This window comes from Undibacterium sp. 5I1 (assembly GCF_034314085.1).
Classification (GTDB): domain Bacteria; phylum Pseudomonadota; class Gammaproteobacteria; order Burkholderiales; family Burkholderiaceae_D; genus Undibacterium.
The window spans coordinates 4,077,402-4,094,767 of the sequence record NZ_JAVIWI010000001.1 but is presented as its reverse complement, the minus strand read 5'-3'; the positions used below and the strand labels follow the sequence as shown (position 1 = coordinate 4,094,767).

14 protein-coding genes are annotated in these 17,366 nt (G+C 47.8%); 4 read left to right on the top strand and 10 right to left on the bottom strand.

Annotated elements, in window-relative coordinates; translation table 11 throughout:
- Positions 1–53: 53 nt before the first annotated feature.
- From RGU72_RS17950 to RGU72_RS17920, 7 genes are all read right to left on the bottom strand, one after another.
- Positions 54–1,184: an FAD-dependent oxidoreductase gene (locus RGU72_RS17950; protein ID WP_322121045.1), complete on the bottom strand. Its 1,131-nt coding sequence runs from the start codon at positions 1,182–1,184 to the stop codon at positions 54–56.
- 49 nt (positions 1,185–1,233) lie between these two features.
- Positions 1,234–1,578, bottom strand: coding sequence for a Rieske (2Fe-2S) protein (locus RGU72_RS17945; protein ID WP_322121044.1), 345 nt, complete (start codon positions 1,576–1,578; stop codon positions 1,234–1,236).
- A gap of 2 nt (positions 1,579–1,580) precedes the next feature.
- Positions 1,581–2,585 carry a VOC family protein gene (locus tag RGU72_RS17940; RefSeq protein ID WP_322121043.1) on the bottom strand — a complete coding sequence of 335 codons (1,005 nt, stop codon included), beginning with the start codon at positions 2,583–2,585 and terminating at the stop codon, positions 1,581–1,583.
- Between the two features lie 124 nt (positions 2,586–2,709).
- Positions 2,710–5,220 carry an efflux RND transporter permease subunit gene (locus RGU72_RS17935; RefSeq protein WP_322121042.1) on the bottom strand — a complete coding sequence of 837 codons (2,511 nt, stop codon included), beginning with the start codon at positions 5,218–5,220 and terminating at the stop codon, positions 2,710–2,712.
- Positions 5,217–6,236, bottom strand: a complete 1,020-nt coding sequence (locus RGU72_RS17930) for a WD40/YVTN/BNR-like repeat-containing protein (RefSeq protein WP_322121041.1) — start codon at positions 6,234–6,236, stop codon at positions 5,217–5,219. The genes RGU72_RS17935 and RGU72_RS17930 overlap by 4 nt, the downstream gene beginning before the upstream one ends.
- A gap of 56 nt (positions 6,237–6,292) precedes the next feature.
- Positions 6,293–7,672, bottom strand: a complete 1,380-nt coding sequence (locus RGU72_RS17925) for a DUF1329 domain-containing protein (RefSeq protein WP_322121040.1) — start codon at positions 7,670–7,672, stop codon at positions 6,293–6,295.
- A gap of 44 nt (positions 7,673–7,716) precedes the next feature.
- Positions 7,717–9,387 (bottom strand): DUF1302 domain-containing protein, encoded by a 1,671-nt coding sequence (locus RGU72_RS17920; protein WP_322121039.1) that lies wholly within the window; start codon positions 9,385–9,387, stop codon positions 7,717–7,719.
- A gap of 991 nt (positions 9,388–10,378) precedes the next feature.
- Between RGU72_RS17920 and RGU72_RS17915 the strand changes: the two genes are divergently transcribed.
- From RGU72_RS17915 to RGU72_RS17900, 4 genes are read left to right on the top strand one after another with little or no spacing between them, the layout of a single operon-like run.
- Positions 10,379–10,624, top strand: a complete 246-nt coding sequence (locus tag RGU72_RS17915) for a hypothetical protein (RefSeq protein ID WP_322121038.1) — start codon at positions 10,379–10,381, stop codon at positions 10,622–10,624.
- The gene (locus RGU72_RS17910; protein WP_322121037.1) at positions 10,621–11,388 is read left to right on the top strand and encodes a prolipoprotein diacylglyceryl transferase; all 768 of its coding nucleotides are present in this window, start codon (positions 10,621–10,623) and stop codon (positions 11,386–11,388) included. Before RGU72_RS17915 ends, RGU72_RS17910 begins: the two co-directional genes overlap by 4 nt.
- Positions 11,369–12,211, top strand: a complete 843-nt coding sequence (locus RGU72_RS17905; RefSeq protein WP_322121036.1) for a hypothetical protein — start codon at positions 11,369–11,371, stop codon at positions 12,209–12,211. The genes RGU72_RS17910 and RGU72_RS17905 overlap by 20 nt, the downstream gene beginning before the upstream one ends.
- Complete coding sequence (locus RGU72_RS17900) at positions 12,208–13,674, top strand: radical SAM protein (RefSeq protein ID WP_322121035.1); 1,467 nt, start codon at positions 12,208–12,210, stop codon at positions 13,672–13,674. Before RGU72_RS17905 ends, RGU72_RS17900 begins: the two co-directional genes overlap by 4 nt.
- A gap of 53 nt (positions 13,675–13,727) precedes the next feature.
- Here the strand turns inward: RGU72_RS17900 and fdxA are convergent, their stop codons facing one another.
- The 3 genes from fdxA to RGU72_RS17885 form a co-directional block, all read right to left on the bottom strand.
- Complete coding sequence (fdxA, locus tag RGU72_RS17895) at positions 13,728–14,066, bottom strand: ferredoxin FdxA (RefSeq protein ID WP_322121034.1); 339 nt, start codon at positions 14,064–14,066, stop codon at positions 13,728–13,730.
- 19 nt (positions 14,067–14,085) lie between these two features.
- Complete coding sequence (locus RGU72_RS17890; protein WP_322121033.1) at positions 14,086–14,874, bottom strand: ferredoxin--NADP reductase; 789 nt, start codon at positions 14,872–14,874, stop codon at positions 14,086–14,088.
- Positions 14,875–14,973: 99 nt separating this feature from the next.
- Complete coding sequence (locus tag RGU72_RS17885; RefSeq protein ID WP_322121032.1) at positions 14,974–17,301, bottom strand: molybdopterin-dependent oxidoreductase; 2,328 nt, start codon at positions 17,299–17,301, stop codon at positions 14,974–14,976.
- Positions 17,302–17,366 lie beyond the last annotated feature (65 nt).

The window sequence follows — 17,366 nt, the reverse complement described above, 5'->3', positions numbered from 1 at the left end:
GGTGTTTTGCACTTTATTAGACTTGCTACCAAGTACAACTTTTCGATAACAATTTAAATCGGTTCAGCGAGCGCCATCAGCGAAGCGCGCATGATGTTGGTGTGTTCTTGTTTATCACCACCGGATATCTCGATTTCACCAAGACGACCAGAGTTTTCCACAACCATGCGGCAACGTTCAAAACGTCGTTGCTGGAAGCGATCAAGCCCCTCTGCCACAATACTGGCACGTGTTAACTCTTCAGCTAAAACAATACCATCTTCGATTCCGATACATGCCCCCGATGCTAAATGCGGTGTCGTCGCGTGTACGGCATCACCAATCAACACCACGCGTCCGGAAAACCAGGGTTGCGGCAATAACAAACTGACTAGGGGACGATAAATGACCTGGGACTGAGCCGTGATCTGCTCTCTGATCTGTTGCATCAGCGGTGCGGAAAATGGCGCTAATAAATCACGCAACATTTGCGGTTGCTGATCGGCGGGGATATGCGTATTGGTCTCGCGGTCTTCAGTGACAAATAAATACATTTCACTGGCGGATACCGGATTAATACCGGTTTTGATTTTCGGCCCCATCCACATTTTAGTATTAACTACATCAACAGGACGTGGCAATACAGCGCGCCATACACCTTGTCCTGTGTAGCTAGGCTCTGGTGCATCCGGAAACAGCAAAGTACGTACCTTTGATTGCAAGCCATCAGAACCAATCACGACATCATACCGTTTGCAACTGCCGTCAGTCGTCTGTACATCAACACCATCAAGGTCTTGTTCGATTGATGTGAAGCTACACCCCAAACGTACACTAACGCCAGCACGTCGAGTCGCAGCAGCCATCAACTTAGCCAGCGCGGGCCGCATAATACCAGCGCCGCCCGGAACATCTGGCCCGGCAAGACGTGGTGTAGGTAAATGACCAACATGCATATCAGTCACTGTATAAATATCTAAGCCGTCACTGCCATAACCTTCTTGTAAAAACTGATCGAGTATTCCCAATGTGCCAAAGGCACGCAGAGTGGCGCCGCCCAAGCTGATTCCAGCACCATAAGAACGCCAGTCCGCATCAATTTCAACCAGATCAACCTGCACCCCGCGCTTGCTTAGCTCGATTGCCGCTGCCATTCCAGAAAATCCACCACCAATAACAAGGGCAGTACGTACAGCTGTAGTCATTTTAAAACTCCTTAATTGATCTTTAATTCAATCTCTAATTCTTCGATAGTTAGAGTCTGTTATCACTCAAATCAGCGCAGCGCAAATCGCCGTTCGCAAGTATCGTCAGCGGCACTTTTGTCAAGGTTTGTCCCAGACACGGCCCCAATAAACATTTGCCCGTCACAGGCTCAAACTGAGCACCGTGAGCAGCACAGGTGATCCGTGTGCGATCAGCATTGAAATATTCGTCCTTGCGCCAGGCAAGCGGGGTATCGCCGTAATGCGGACACGCGTCCCTATAAGCATGTATCTCACCTTGATAACGCAGTACAAAAATACCCAACTGCACAAAGCCCTTACTGGCGCCCTCAATCACCTCGTCTGCATTACAGAGATACATGCCGTCGCTCATGGCTAGTGCGCCTCTGATACGATTGGCGCGCCGGAAAGTGTCGTATCTAAAGCAGCTTTATCTAAGGCAGGCGTATCTGATGGCAACTTAGTTGGAGGCGGTCCACCCGGGGCCCATTTTTCACGATGCTGGAATAAAAATAGCTGCGATCCATCCGCGCCCATCGGTGCCTGGCGCGCCACCCATTGATCGTCATGCAAATCCATATCTGCATCGTATTCAACATGACATCCGAGCGGACTATTGAAGTACCAAAACCAGTTCGATCCAAACAAATGACGACCCGGCCCCCAAAACGACTGATAACCCTTTTCTACAAAACGAGTACCAGCCAGCATGACCTCGGTCGGGCCTCCCATATGAAAAGTAAAGTGCTCACAGCCGGTCATAAACGGAGGCGTCTGAATCAAAAATAGAGTGTGATGGTCTACCGTTCCTGCTGGTCGCAAGAATGGACCTACGCCAACAAAGCTGTCTGTACAAACAAAGCCGATACGCGCATAAAAAGCCTCTGCTTTAGCTGCGTCTGGCACAAAATAAACGACATGCGATAAGCTCCTTGGACGTGGCTGATCGTCTGGATCAAATGCGATTTTATTCACAGCACGCTGGGGCACTGCACCTGGCGCATTGACTGTCTCTGCCGGCAGCGAGATAGCGCGACGTACCGTAATCTGAAAGCCAAGAGCAAAACCAGAATCGTCGACTACTTCAATCGAGCCATCATCGAGCCTGAGTACCTGACGATCTCGTTCAAGCTCCTCGGCGATCGCATTGAGTGAAGCCTGATCGGTCACACCATAAATCGTTTTTCTTAGCATAGTGGCGGTTGGTAGCGGTGCAGGCAGTGATATGTCATTCCGGTTTGCCAAAATAATTGCAGTACCGTCCAGCGCTTCAAAACGGTTATCGCCAACTGGTGTCAGACCATAGTCCGTCAAATACTGGGTACATGCAGCCAAGTCGTCAACACCAAAAACAAGAGCGTCTGGTCCGATAATATTCATTGTGATAAGTCCTTTAAAATTAAGCTTGTACAAATTGGGATGAGTTACTTTTTTCAGTAAAGTAAATCAAAGACATCAAAGAAATACGCTTGCTTGATCACGAGCAGAAGATCGTGATCAAGCACTATAAAGCGGTAACAGAATTGGTTAAGTTGTCGGCTGCTATTGGTGTTGCTGATGTGCTTAATGAGTTAACTGAATTTCCTGAATTTCCTGAATTAGCTGAATGCGCCACTGCAGCTAATGGCATAACAGGTCGCAATAAAAAGTACGCTAATGCAGGTAATAAAACTAATGCGCCGAGCATGTTCCATAAAAACATAAATGCCAGTAGCAAACCCATATCTGCCTGAAATTTGATGGGACTAAAACTCCAGGTCACCACGCCGATTGCCAGAGTAACCCCCGTCAGCATCACGACCTTGCCCGTAAATAGTAGCGCCCGGTAGTACGATTCCGAAAGACTTTGACCTTCCCGCATCCGAGCCAGCGTAATGCTGAGGATGTACAGCGCATAGTCGATACCGATACCAACACCCAATGCAATCACCGGCAGCGTTGCAACCTTGACACCCATTCCCAGAGCCACCATCAGCGCCTCGGCCAAGATCGAGGTCAGCATCAACGGGAGTACCGCGACCACCACCGCCCGCCATGACCGGAAGGTAATAAAGCACAACACAATCACTGCGGCATATACCAACAGCAGCATTTGACGCCACGCATTATGTACAACAATATTGGTCGCAGCTTCTATCCCCGCACTACCTGCAGCTAGCAGAAATTTTGTGTCGTTAGTATCGTTTTCTTTGGCAAATGCTTCCACATGCTGGACTATCGCCGTCAATGTGTCAGCACGGTGATCCCGCAGATAAACATACATCGTGAGTAAGCCACAGCTGTCGTTATACAAGCCGCGCGGCGCTCCGGCAGTGACTGTATTGAGCATCGCTTGATTGGGTAGAAATGCATACCATTTTGGATTGCCTTCATTCAGACCGGACAGCACTCGACGATTTAGCAAAGCCAACGTATTGGTGCTTTCTACTCCATCTAGCTGACGTAACTCCCACTCCAGCGCATCTACTTTATTCAGTGCCTGGTATTGCGAGCAAGCGCCCTCCGGAGTCTTCACCATTACTGCCAGCACGTCGCTAGAAGCGCCGTAAGCAGACGTCATAAATGCAACGTCTTTGTTATAGCGGCTATCAGGACGTAACTCTGGCGCGCCTAAATCAAGATCACCTATCTTCAAGTGTGTGCTGGCGACATATCCACCAATGCCCATTAACACCGCGACTACCACGGCACCGGTAGCCCAGCGACGTTGCGTAAAGCGATCCAATAGCGCCCATAGAGGATGCTTCACTTCACCGGCAGCATCACCCGCTTCTGCACGTAAGCTGCGCTCGGAAGCGCTGGCACTAACGCCGCTACAACTGAGCAAAATCGGCAGCAAAATCAAATTGGTAAAAATCAATACGGCCACACCTAAGCTGGCGGCAACGGCTAGTTCCCGAATTACCTGAATATCGATCATCAGCAATACGGCGAATCCCACCGCATCGGCGACTAGTGCCGTCAATCCAGCCAAAAACAAGCGGCGGAAAGTAAAGCGTGCCGCGACTAATTTATGCATACCGCGACCAACGTCTTGCATGATGCCGTTCATTTTTTGTGCACCATGACTCATACCGATAGCGAAGACTAAAAATGGCACCAAAATCGAATACGGATCGAGGACATAGCCAAGCATAGGCAACATTCCAAGCTGCCAGACCACAGCAATCAGTGACGCGGCAACCACCAGCAAAGTGGAACGTATGCACCTTGTGTACCAGTACACCATTAAGGTGGCGATGAATACCGCCAGCGCAAAGAATGCGAGTACCGTTTTGACGCCCTCAATCAAATCGCCAGTTAGCTTGGCAAAACCAGTAATATGGACCTTGACACCACGCGCCTCATACTTAGTGCGTAAGGCTTCGAGCTTTTCAGAAAAACTACGGTAATCCAGAGGTCGCCCTGCGCTATCCTGATTGAGCAGCGGCACATAGATCACGCTAGATTTTGCGTCCAGCGCTACGATCTGACCGATCTCGCCGGAGCGGGCAATATTTGTGGCGAGCAATTGCAGCGACTGGGCAGAACCATCATAAGCATCAGGGATGACTGGCCCCCCTTCCAGACCATCCTCAGTGACACCAACCCAACGTGTGGTTGGCGTCCATATCGACTTCATCTGAGTTCTGTTGACGCCTGGAAGTAAGAACACCTCGTCGCTGAACTGACGTAGAGTTTCAAGATAATTTTTGTCATAGATGGTCAAATTACCCAGCGCATTTACCTGGTTATTTGCGACCGCGATACGGACAGCATTGCCCAGCCCGGTAAGATCATTCTGGTGATCCAGTAAATGACGAATATACGGATGTTGAGCAGGAATAGTTTTCTCAAAACTGGCATTTAGCTCCAGTTTGCTGGCTTGCCAGCCGAGCAAAATCGTGATCAGCGCACATACTGCAACTACAATAAGACGGTGATTAAACAAAAGACGCTCGACCAGCGAACCAGACCGGGGATCAAAGTCAGACAACTGCCCCGACCCGATCGGAGAATGAGAGGAAGGCATCATGGCTTAACTCCGGCCACGGCTGACGCTAAGTCTAGGCCAATCGCGCCTTGCATTGTCAGCGAAAGTAATGAGCCATCTCGACGTACAAGTACTGCATTTAAAGGCGGTAAAAGCGGCGTTTTTAGTGGTGTTAAAACACCATCGTGCCCCTGTAGAATAACGCTGGCCTGATTGACCATGACTAAGGAACCATCCGCCCGCAATGCAGATCCTGTGATCGAAGCGGGCATTGATACGGGCACCTGCGACCATTGACTACCGGCATCAATACTGCGCCAGATATTGCCTCGCAAACCAGCGACAACAATCTCATTGTCGTTTGGTAGTTCTAGCGTAAAAAAACTACCTTTGTATGGCGTGGTGATACGTTCAAAATGCTGGCCACCATCGATTGAGCGTAATAACAAACCTTGCTCACCAGCGATGACAATTTGCTGGCCTCGCGCACGGGCTGCATAAAGGTGTAAGCCTTGCGGATTATCGGCAGCAGACATGCGTGAAATCCAGGTTTTTCCACCATCCTCAGTCGCAAAGATTAAGCCGTACGCGCCCACTGCGATTGCGCGACGTGCGCCAATGACTAATACATCTAAAAATGGCTTATCAGGACCATCCGCAACTAGCCGCAAGGCAATTTTCTCTGTAATTAGATCACCAGATTTTTGCGCCGTTTCAAGTACCATTTGTGCTGCAAGACGGCCGTCAAATTGGCGTGTCCAAGTAGAACCTGCATCATCACTGGTCAAGATAATACCGCCGTGCCCGACAGCAATCCCATGTGAGCCATTAAATCGCACAGAGGTCAATGTCACACTGACTGGAGCTGGCACCTGACGCCAAGTGGCGCCATCATCCTCAGATAACACGATCACGCCACGCTCACCGACCGCAACCAACCTTCCGCCAACTTGAGCACCGCTAAGCAGTACGACCTTTGCTGCCTGGCGGGACGTGAGTGCCGGACGATCGAGCGCGTCACCAATGGGCGTCGCTTGCGCAGATATCGTAATTATCATGAGACTTAGTGCGAATGACTTAGCCACGGCTGGCAGATAACGATTACAACAGTTCATCAGCGCACACTCTCGCTTGCCATCGCATCCGGTGTGAAGGTGCTGTCTGAATAGCGTGGCTTGACCGCGTAATGCACCGACTTACTGTTATAGAGATCGCCAACGTAGGAGTTGCCTGACAACAGATCATTGAAGCCGAAAGAACCAATCACGTTACCCGGCAAATCTGGCGCAACAAAACTAGCCGACCAAATTGTTTTCCACAATTGACCGTTTGAATCAAAGCGATCTGCCAGCACGCAAATCCAGGTGTCTTCGTCACAGTAATAGCGGCTCTTGGCAGCCGGATGGCGCTGACCTGCGCGTAGCGCCGAATCAATCACCCATACCCGATGCAATTCCCAACGCATGTAGCTTGGATTGACACCTGTCTTACTCAGCACTTCTGCATCGGCCTTCGGTTGCAGCATTTTGTTCACGTTATACGGAACAAACATTTCTTTCTTACCGGCGATTTTAAATTCGAAGCGATCCAACTTACCTGACCAAGTCTGTACCTCATCAAAACTCATTAAACCTGCGGTCACCGGGGATGGCGTGTCACAACACGGATTAGGTAACTTACGTACCCGGCGCTGCCCCGTCAGATACACCCAGGCTTGGGTTTTAGCAGGGTCGAGCTGATCGCGACCAGTAATAGCTTCACCAGCGCGGATAGGAGGACCTACGTTGACTAATCGGATCAGTTGAATCTCGGGCGATATCGCAAACGATTCTAAAGTAGCCTCGGGATAGTAGTAGGGAATCTGAAAATCAATAATGCCATCCGTGGTCATCACAGGACGGCCATCGGCAGTAATTTGGTACTGTGTTACCTGCGACTGAAACGAAGTACCACGCCAGCGCAGCATATGATTCCAAATCACTTCTGCACCGTTTTTAGGAATCGGGAAAGGAATACCACCGACGACATCAGCCGCAACATCGCCGACCAATTTGCCGCGTGTCGCGTTCTTCAATGTATTGTCATAGACCCATTGCGGCGCGGCAGCAGTGCGATGCGTTGGATAAACATCCACCCGGTAATCCGGATATTTTTTTAATAGCGCTTTAACGCCATCAGTCAGCTTATCGGCATATTGATCCGCGTTTTTAGCACTGATTGAGAAGATTGGTTTTTCATCCTTAAACGGATCGCCGCGACGTCCTCCCGCTTTATCGCCTGCAATAGCAGTCGTCATACCACCAGTCCAGGCCGGGATGCTGCCATCTTTATTGCCAGCTTTTTCAGCGCCGAATGGGGTTAATTCGGTCTTTAACTTAGTCGCTTCTTCTGCAGTTACACCAGCCATGACGGGCAGAGTTACTGCACTCATCATCATGCTAATAATGGCGGTGAGGATGTGATTATGATGATTGTTGCGATTGAATTTCTTCATGATGTTGTCTCTTTATTTAATAGTCAAAGCAAAGGTAGACCGACTTAGAAAGTCCGGCGCACGCTGAGGGAGATATAGTTGCGGTCGCCTAGCGGATTACCATCACTGAATTGACCGAGAGCGTAATCGTTGTAAGGTTTGCTATCACCGATATAACGCGTGTAATTCATCGCGAATTGCCACGTATTAAGGTAATTACCTTCCAGTCCAATGTTTGCGTTGCCGGTGCCTTTAGCACCCCAGGCAGTCACGCTGGATCGACCATCAAGAGAATAGCGAGCACCAACGGGTACGCTCAAATCCAAGCCCGGCAGCACCTGACGATAAGTAGGTGTGTAGATCAGCTGCAAAATGCTGGCATCACGAGTACGACCCTGATCAATCTCATTTTGAGGATCGGTTTTACTCAATACGCGATTCCAGGCAAGCTCAGCAACCAAACCGCTTTCTTGTGCCAAAAAGTTAGCGCCAAAACTACCCAACATAGACAAATTGAAGTGTGCAGTACGACCCGTAGGGTTAATCGGACGCGGCGCGTTAGCCGGTCCAAAGTACACCGCGTTATTGACGTTCAGTGCCATGTTGTCGCGTACGGATGCCTCAGCAGATACATTGAAATCGCCAATGGAGCGCGAAGCACTCATACCCGCAACTTTGATGTCGCTTCCAAACACATAAAACCACTGGCTATCCGTCGTCTTGGCGCCTGGGTTGAGGCGCGAATACAGCTGGCCAAATTTGTCGTTATATTTGGCGTAGAAAAAACTCAGATCAGTCTCATCAATCCGCCATTTCAGCTGTAAACCAAACTGCCCGTTATTACCTGGACGGACATTCGTACCCGACGATGCAACATAGCTACCGGCGACAGGGCCAGCAAACGCAGGAATATTCACGAACTCGGGACCAGTCGCATTCCAAGGAACATTCGCGGTAGAGAAATAACTACCAGATGGCGGAACTCTGCTCTCTTTCCAGCGAAATTGAACATATCCGCCCAAGCTAATATTGGGCTGAATTTGCCATTGAGCAGACAACTGAGGAACGGGCATTGCAATTTCTTTAAATTGCGCATTTGGAGAGGACAATAATTTATTGATGTCTACCGGACCTTGAGCAGCGGCCACGCCGTTATCGCCAAAGAACAGGCTTTCGCCATATAAAATGGTGTGCTGGCCAAGGCGCGCTGTGAGCTTGCCCGCATTGCCTAAGTCAGTACTACCGAATACAAAAGCATCCAGCACTTCGGCCTTACTACCGGCAATTTTTCGTGTGTAATCTGGGAATTCGTTGTATGGCACCTGACCCACAGTGGGATCATTTAGGGCGTCTGTCTTGCGATTGTATGCCTGGTCGTACCATGCGGCAGCACTTACGCGTAATCCGTATTTGCGTTGGAAAACCAGGTCGAATTCAGAGAGCAAATCTACCCGCTCAGATACAAAACCCCGTTTGCGAAAGTTTTGATCACCGGCATTCAGGTTCAGCGCTTGCGGCGCACCAGACGGACTAAATGAATTGGTCAATATCGAATCAGCATCGTTAAGGCGATAGATAGTGCTGGCTTTAACGGTGTTGTCGAATCTTAACGTCAGGTCTGGATTGTCGACTTTGATTTCGCCCGCGTGGCTAGCAACTGCTGAGAGTGCTACACCCGCCAAAGCGCATTGATTTAGTACGAGCCTAAGCTTGCGCTTGCTTGATGATTTCTGCATTGCTGTCTCCGATTTTATATTTTAGGACTGACGCAAAATTGTCCCAGCAAGGCGTAGCGACGACGACAGTACTTTGGTACGGCTAGTCGCTGCAACGCAGCTAGAGCAGTTTTGCGTAAGTCCCTTGTTTTTATCCACCTCGTCCGACCTTACTTGTGAAGGTTTTTGTATGACTGTGTGGTGGATGAAGAGTACGAAGTCCGGAGGATTCGGTAAAACAGTTTCTATCGATTGGAGATATTGGGATTTTCAATACATGCATTTATGGCATCGAAATACCCTGAAGCGGGTAGTGCAATATCTGTATGTATTCACCCGCAAAATCAATTGGCTAGCTATGAGAGAGAACTTAATTATGAAGCAGTAGCTGTGAGAAACTAAGCAAGTCGGAAATTTGATTAAGTCATTTAAGGCAGAACCAAGACGACTAACGCAAAGATAAGATGTGGTTTTTTTTTGCTCAAATAGTTACTAGGGCATAGAGAGTAATAATCTCTAGCTGCTGATCAGCGTATACCGGGGGTGAATATTGGTAACACTACTTCAAGTCAAGACTTACGCAAAACTGCTACAGCTGCGTAGCAACCCCGTTCGACCTAAGTAAGAAGCTAAAGTACTGTTTTCGTCACTACGCCTTGCAGGGACGATTTTGCGTCGATCTTAAATGTAAATGAGAAGAGGTTTTAGCAATGAAATACTTAGCAGAAATTACGTTAAAAAACCAAGTCAGCATCTGGAAAAAATATACTCCCCTATTTTTATAATTAAACACATTAAAAATACCAATAAATATATGGAAAACTAATATTTACTCTAGTGGAGTATTTTCAATACGGTTGCAGAACTTAAAAAACAGCCTCTGATTTCTCACCAGTTTTATAGCTCTTTTTTTACTAAATATAAGATCGTTCTTTTAGTTTGCTAATATGTAAAAGCATGCCTAAAAATGCATCGTTCAAATCGTACTCTCACTATTTCTAAAAAATACCGCATGAAAACCACACTAAAAATTTTAGGTATTTTATTTTGCCTCATACCAATGGTCGGTTTTGGGATCTGCGGCCTATTCGGTGTGGGTATGACCTTTTCAACTGGCGCGGTTCTTGGTGATCGTTTTGTTGTTTTTATTCTTGGTGTACTTGGTATTGCTATTTGCGTTGGCTGCGGTGCGATAATTCGCAATCTATGGAATAGTGTAAAAAAAGCTGCAACAGATAGCACTCCCTCTGCGGAATGAAATTCATCGTACTTTCCAGCGAGACTGCTCATCTCGTGCATTTGTTTTTTGAATGGATCGCGATTGCGATAGGTATGCAGTTGTATCGTCAACAGCGACGGCAACACAGGCTGGGTAGCATGCTACAGCCGGGGTCATATGCGGTGATGATCGCTTGTATTCTTGGTGCTGCAATCGGGAATAAGCTAGTGTTCTGGCTGGAGTTCCCGCATTTGTGGTCGCAATCTGCGTTGGACATGAACGTCTGGATGTCAGGACAATCGATCGTTGGCGGTCTACTCGGCGGTTTGATCGGAATCGAAATCGCAAAAAAACTTCAAGGACTGCGGCAATCTACTGGAGATCAATTTGTTTTACCGCTGGTGGTTGGTACGATTGTGGGGCGCTTAGGTTGTTTTCTGGCGGGACTCAATGACGGCACCTATGGTAATCCGACAGGACTGCCTTGGGGAATTGATTTTGGCGATGGCATCAGTCGTCATCCAACACAGCTTTACGATATTCTGTTTGCTGCAATCGCTGGCGGCGTCTTACTATTCAATCGAAAAAGATGGACGCATAAGCCAGGATTGCTGTTTAAATATTACCTCTCGGCATATCTGTTATGGCGCTTGATGATTGATGCAATCAAGCCTGTACCGTATGACTATGGATTTGGGCTGAGTGGTATCCAATGCGTCTGTCTGATCGCAATTTTTTTCTACCTTCCTATAGTTGTCAAACAATCGAAATCATTGGAGTCTTATGCGATTACTCAAGCATAAACATGCTCGTATCGGCGCACTGATCATTTGCGTGAGTCTGATCGGCGGCACAGGTTGTATTACGTCTGCCATCATCGAAAGCGCCAGACAAAAAGAAGCCATGCAAAAGTATGCCGATCAGCAGAAGAAGACCGTAGATGGATACAAAGTGAATGCGGCTAAAGGAGATCTTTTTGCGATCACCCGGCTTGGTCTTGAATATATCTCAGGTTCGCAAGCACTTCCTCAGGACATTCCAGCAGGGATTCAGCTGCTAGAGCAGGCAGTGGAAAAGCAATATCCCTTGGCAGAATATAGTTTGGGCTGGCTACTGCTCGCAGGACGAGATAGCTATCATTGGAAAGCACTGACAACGGATCAATTGCCCCGGCAAACTGAGCGAGGCATTCGTCTTTTGAAATTGTCTGCAAGCCGCGCTTGTGCGGTTTCCGAAACCAACGACGGTCGCAGCGGAAATACTCCGGCTTTTGACATTAGCAAAGTCTATCGGGAGGGACTCCTTGTTGCGAAAGATTTTGATCAGGCAAACCTGTGGCTGGCTCGTAGCATTATTCACTGCAGATACCCGAATATCTACGTAATTAAATCTACTTTCCCAACGTCGAAGTCTGCACCCTTGCAAGCGAAAATTGATCTGATGTCCTGGATATTGCTGATCCCGGAAGACAGCGCGAACGCAAAAAAAATGGCTATAGATTCACAACCAGTATTAGCTTCGGAAGACCTGGCAAAAGCGCAAACTCAGGCGGTCCATCTGCGCCAAATTGTGCTCGATTCAGAAAAACAATATCCAGCACCACCCCAACCTACCAACAAACCATGACACGCAAAACCCGACCTTATCTGTTTTACGATACGACTCAATCGGTTTGCACCACTTGCTTACGCACAGTAGAAGCAAAAATTATCTTTAAGGACGACAATGTCTTTATGGATAAATGGTGTCCTGTGCATGGCACTGAGCGAGTATTGATCTCCAACGATATTGAGTATTACAAACTCTGCCGTGAGGTCTATGTTAAACCACCCGAAATGCCCGTCAATTTCTCCACCAAGATGCATTACGGCTGTCCTTACGATTGCGGTCTATGTCCTGATCATATGCAACATTCCTGTCTGACTGTTCTGGAGATTACCGATAACTGCAACTTGAATTGCCCCGTCTGTTATGCAGAATCCGGGACCCATCGAACCACGCATAAATCCTTAGAAACTGTCATCAAAATGCTGGATGCGGTAGTCAAAAACGAAGGCGAACCCGATGTGGTGCAGTTCTCCGGTGGTGAGCCAACTTTACATCCAGATTTTTTCACGATACTTGATGAGGCAAAGAAACGTCCTATCAAACATGTAATGGTCAACACCAACGGCATCCGTATCGCACAAGATAAAGCATTTGTCGAGCGGCTCGCCAGCTATGCACCAGGGATAGAAATTTATTTACAGTTTGATTCGTTCAGGCCTGAAGCGTTAAAAGCCTTACGCGGAGCAGATCTCACCCGCATCCGGCGCGATGCCATTGATCATCTGAATGCGGCGAATATCTCAACAACTTTAGTCGTGACATTGAAGAAAGGTCTCAACGACGATGAGATTGGTGACATCATTCAATACGCGATCAAACAGCCTTGCATCCGTGGCGTGACACTTCAGCCCATTCAGGACGCCGGTCGGGTTGATAACTATGATGCTAAATGTAACAGGCTGACTGTATCCGAAATACGGCAAAAAATAGCTGAGCAATCTGGTCTCTTCTCCAAAGAAGATGTCTTACCAGTGCCGTGTAACCCTGACACACTGGCAATGGCATATGCTTTAAAGTTAGGCAACGAGGCAATCCCATTAACCCGTTATCTAGATACAGAAACGGTGTTAGCTGGAGAAAAAAGTACTATCGTGTTTGAGCGTGATGAAAACTTGAAGATGCACTTATTCAAATTATTCTCTACCAATCATTCACCTGAGTCCTCGGCGAATTGTCTATCCGAATTGATGTGCTGCCTTCCTAAGATAGACGCGCCTGTCGCACTCACTTACGAGAATGTTTTTCGTATCCTGATCGTCCAATTCATGGACGCACAATCGCTTGATATTCGCGCGCTCAAGAAATCTTGTGTTCATATGGTCCAATCAGATGGACGCATGATCCCCTTTGAATCATTTAATATTTTTTATCGCGATGACAAAGCAAAACTGCTAGAGCAAATCCGGGGAGAAATCGAGAGCTCGTTCACTGGTCGCCGGAGAGTGACGATACCTGTATTAGCCCATGTTCCAAGTAATTGATTGTTGTTTGGATTAGGTATTGGTAACGGATTTTTGCTTTATCTCCTTGCAGGTCAAACACCGTTGCGATCTAGTAAGCTAATTTTATCTTTGATCGTCTTGAATTTTTCGTGCTCAGGTAGTGGTGATTTTTTCTGACTAATCACTGGCCACTTGCCGCTACTGGCGAGCTCTGCATTGATGCTTAAAAAATGTTGTTGTCCCGATGGCAGATCGGTATCGGCAAAGATTGCTTCAACAGGACATTCTGACACGCACACGGCGCAGTCTATGCATCCGTTGGGATCGATAGCTAAAAAATTGGGCCCCTCGATAAAGCAATCGACAGGACACACTTGTACGCAATCAGTGTATTTACAAAGGATGCAAGATTCGGTAACGACGAATGTCATAGTAAGTTCCCCTTGATCTTCATTTCTCGACAAAGGCGCGTTCGATGACATAGCTACCTTGATGTTGCATCGACCCCTCGTCAAAACCACGACGATGCAATATCGCCACCAAGTCGACTAGGACTTCTGGATTGCCACAGACCATGACTCGGTCATGCTCGGCGTTTAAAGCTGGTAAGCCCAGTTCACGCTCTATCACGCCAGCCTCTAGCAAATCCGTAATGCGACCTTGCTGAGTAAATGGTTCACGCGTCACGCTAGGAAAGTAACGAAATTGATCGGTAACCAGATCACCAAGATATTCATGGCGAGGTAACTCTTGTTTGAGGTAATTGCTATAACCAAGTTCGCTGATATAGCGTACGCCATGCACCAATACAATATGTTCAAAGGCCTCGTAGTAATCAGGGTCTTGTACGATACTCATGAAAGGTGCCAATCCTGTTCCGGTACATAACAAATAAAGATTTCTACCAGGTCGTAAATTATCTTTGATCAGTGTGCCAGTCGGCTTTCTACCGACCAGCAAAGTACTGCCTACGCTTAGATGTTGTAGTTGAGAGGTCAAAGGACCATCAGGTACTTTGATGCTATAAAACTCCAGATGCTCTTCATAATGCGGACTTGCAATACTGTATGCACGCAATAGCGGTCGCCCTTCGATTTCCAGACCGATCATCAAAAACTGTCCGGACTGAAAGCGTAAGGCAGCGTTACGCGTGGTGGTAAAACTAAATAATGTGTCGTTCCAGTGATGCACATTGAGCACGGTTTCTCGAAGTAATGCTGGGCTATTAGTTGAACTCATTGTTTGCTTTCATTCTTAAGATATGGCGGTAACGATAATGATCATGTTTATACTCATGTCTTTTAAATTAGCGTCGCATCATGCTCATCCGCTGATCAATCAGACCGGTACAGGAATACGTTCTACTCTTGCCGCTACACGTTTATGCCAAGGTGTTCCGGCAATTGGATCGCGCTCCATCACGCCGGTTAATTCATTGAGCGATACGCCTTTGCGTTCGACCACGCCATCGGCGCGGCGATAATCTAAACCTAGTCCGTTAGGTAGAGAAACATGGCCGGATTGCAGTCCCTCTGATAATTCGATCTCTGCATCGGCGCTGCCGCGACGTGTCGTTACCCGCACCCAATCACCCGGCTGACAACCTAAGTCAGCAGCATCTTGAGGACTAATCCGCAAAGTTCCAAAGCTGCCTTTCTTATGCCAGCTGCTATCTCTGAATGTGGTGTTGGAGGTCTCGGTACGACGTTCGCCAGCGGAGAGTATGAAAGGATATTGCATGTCAACAGCAGGACCACCTTTGCTAAGCTTTTCGATTTCAGGTAATAGCTCAGGTATCCATAAATTGATACGATGATCCGGTAGTCGTACCGCTTGCCAGCTATGTTTATATTCTGCGTTGGCGTAGATCACGCCCGATGGACTATTGACGATCGCTTTGAATAATCGGTTAGCCGCCAACACTGGATGTCCGCTGAAACCTGCGTCAGCGGCGGCCTGCGGCTGCTGACGGATATACATCTGACAGATCCCCCATAAAGCTGCGGCAGGTGCCGTTGCCTTTGTCATTTGTTCACCCAAGGTGCGATAAAGCACGACAGGCGCATTCCGGGCTACCCGCTTATCGCGCATAGATTTCCATGCAAAAGCAAGAGCGTAAGGCAGCAAACCTAACTTAGCAGCCTTGCGTAACAAGCCGTATTGTGCAGGTCCGACCGCTCCCAGTGCCTCGACCAGACGAGCATGGATTTCTGCTTCTGACAGAGTACCCTCACGCGGCGCAAACAAGGGATGGCGTAAGTGAAAGGCATTTTTTGGCACTTCTAAATTAAAGAAAGTCGCCTCCGCTTTTTCAAAAATACTAGACGCTGGAAGTACGTAGTCTGCCTGCAACGCAGTTTCTGTCATCGCCACATCTAGTACGACACTCAACTCTAAAGCGCGTAAAGCTTCGCGCATTTTTTGACTATCTGCTAAGGAATGAACCGGGTTGGCGCTTTCGATCAGCATCGCCCGGAAGCGTTTTGGATGATCCGTAAGAATTTCTTCAGGGATCACATTACAAGGGATTAAACCCATGATCACTTTGAATCCGGTTACAGGGCTGGTGCGACCAACTCTGGGCTTGGCAGGTATAGCTTGTGGCGTTGTTTTTGGATTTTTTGTTTTTTTGCTTTGATCCCGACCAGACATAGATAAGCCCAGTAAAGGGACGAAAGCGTTATTGGCACCTTGGCGCCCGTAATTACCCGTTAATAACCACACTAGACGATTTAGATAGCTGTTCAGCGTGGAATGCATATTCATCTGTACGCCAAGATCTTCTAACATCGAGACACTTTTTGCATGGACGATGCGGCGGGTCGCGCCGCGTATCAAATCCTCATCAACACCACAAATTTGAGCATATTTAGGTATAGAAATTTTACGTAATTCGGCGGCGATCTTGTCATAGCCAGTGGTATGTTCTGCATGCCACTCCATCGGAGCCAAATTATCTTGCACGATGATTGCTGCCATCGCCATCAAGCACCAGGCGTCTGTACCTGGTTTGACTGCGAGGTGATAATCCGCCATTTCTGAGGTTTCGGTTTTACGGGGATCAATCACAATAATGCTGCGGTTTGGATCTTTCTGCATATCTCGCAAAATCACACGCGCTCTTGCAAAGCCGTGCGACTGCCAAGGATTTTTCCCCAGAAAAACTGCCACTTCAGCATGCTCAAAATCACAATGCACGCCAGACCCCATCATCTTGCCCTGCACCCAACCCTCGCCAGTTTTTTCTTGTGCTAAGGCGTTAGAACGATATTCAATACCCAATGCCTTAATCGTGCTATCTGCATAAATGCCGCCCAGATGATTGCCCTGACCACCGCCTCCGTAATACAAAATACTTTCACCACCATGCTTGCGTTTAATCTCGGTAAATTTTTCTGCGATCTCACGGATCGCAGTGTCCCAGTCAATCGCCTCGTAACTACCGTCGGCACTTCTGCGCATAGGCGAAGATATGCGGTCGGCGCCATTCTGGTAATAATCCATACGCTGCGCCTTTTCGCATAAATAGCCTTGCGAGACTGGATGCATCTTATCGGCACGAATACGAATAATCCTTGGCCCCTCGGTTTGGACTTCAAGACCGCAATTGAGCGCACAAATAATGCACGCTGTTTTTTTCCACTCCACAGGTTCTGAATTAGTCATTTGTCGCCTCGAACGTTATAAAGGATTATTAGATAGTGATCGTTATCCTATATAATGTTAATCCT

What these genes read in the sequence shown, in the direction of transcription:
- RGU72_RS17950 (WP_322121045.1), bottom strand. Translation starts at nt 1,184, where the DNA reads ATGACTACAGCTGTACGTACTGCCCTTGTTATTGGTGGTGGATTTTCT.
- RGU72_RS17945 (WP_322121044.1), bottom strand. Translation starts at nt 1,578, where the DNA reads ATGAGCGACGGCATGTATCTCTGTAATGCAGACGAGGTGATTGAGGGC.
- RGU72_RS17940 (WP_322121043.1), bottom strand. Translation starts at nt 2,585, where the DNA reads ATGAATATTATCGGACCAGACGCTCTTGTTTTTGGTGTTGACGACTTG.
- RGU72_RS17935 (WP_322121042.1), bottom strand. Translation starts at nt 5,220, where the DNA reads ATGATGCCTTCCTCTCATTCTCCGATCGGGTCGGGGCAGTTGTCTGAC.
- RGU72_RS17930 (WP_322121041.1), bottom strand. Translation starts at nt 6,236, where the DNA reads ATGATAATTACGATATCTGCGCAAGCGACGCCCATTGGTGACGCGCTC.
- RGU72_RS17925 (WP_322121040.1), bottom strand. Translation starts at nt 7,672, where the DNA reads ATGAAGAAATTCAATCGCAACAATCATCATAATCACATCCTCACCGCC.
- RGU72_RS17920 (WP_322121039.1), bottom strand. Translation starts at nt 9,387, where the DNA reads ATGCAGAAATCATCAAGCAAGCGCAAGCTTAGGCTCGTACTAAATCAA.
- RGU72_RS17915 (WP_322121038.1), top strand. Translation starts at nt 10,379, where the DNA reads ATGAAAACCACACTAAAAATTTTAGGTATTTTATTTTGCCTCATACCA.
- RGU72_RS17910 (WP_322121037.1), top strand. Translation starts at nt 10,621, where the DNA reads ATGAAATTCATCGTACTTTCCAGCGAGACTGCTCATCTCGTGCATTTG.
- RGU72_RS17905 (WP_322121036.1), top strand. Translation starts at nt 11,369, where the DNA reads ATGCGATTACTCAAGCATAAACATGCTCGTATCGGCGCACTGATCATT.
- RGU72_RS17900 (WP_322121035.1), top strand. Translation starts at nt 12,208, where the DNA reads ATGACACGCAAAACCCGACCTTATCTGTTTTACGATACGACTCAATCG.
- fdxA (WP_322121034.1), bottom strand. Translation starts at nt 14,066, where the DNA reads ATGACATTCGTCGTTACCGAATCTTGCATCCTTTGTAAATACACTGAT.
- RGU72_RS17890 (WP_322121033.1), bottom strand. Translation starts at nt 14,874, where the DNA reads ATGAGTTCAACTAATAGCCCAGCATTACTTCGAGAAACCGTGCTCAAT.
- RGU72_RS17885 (WP_322121032.1), bottom strand. Translation starts at nt 17,301, where the DNA reads ATGACTAATTCAGAACCTGTGGAGTGGAAAAAAACAGCGTGCATTATT.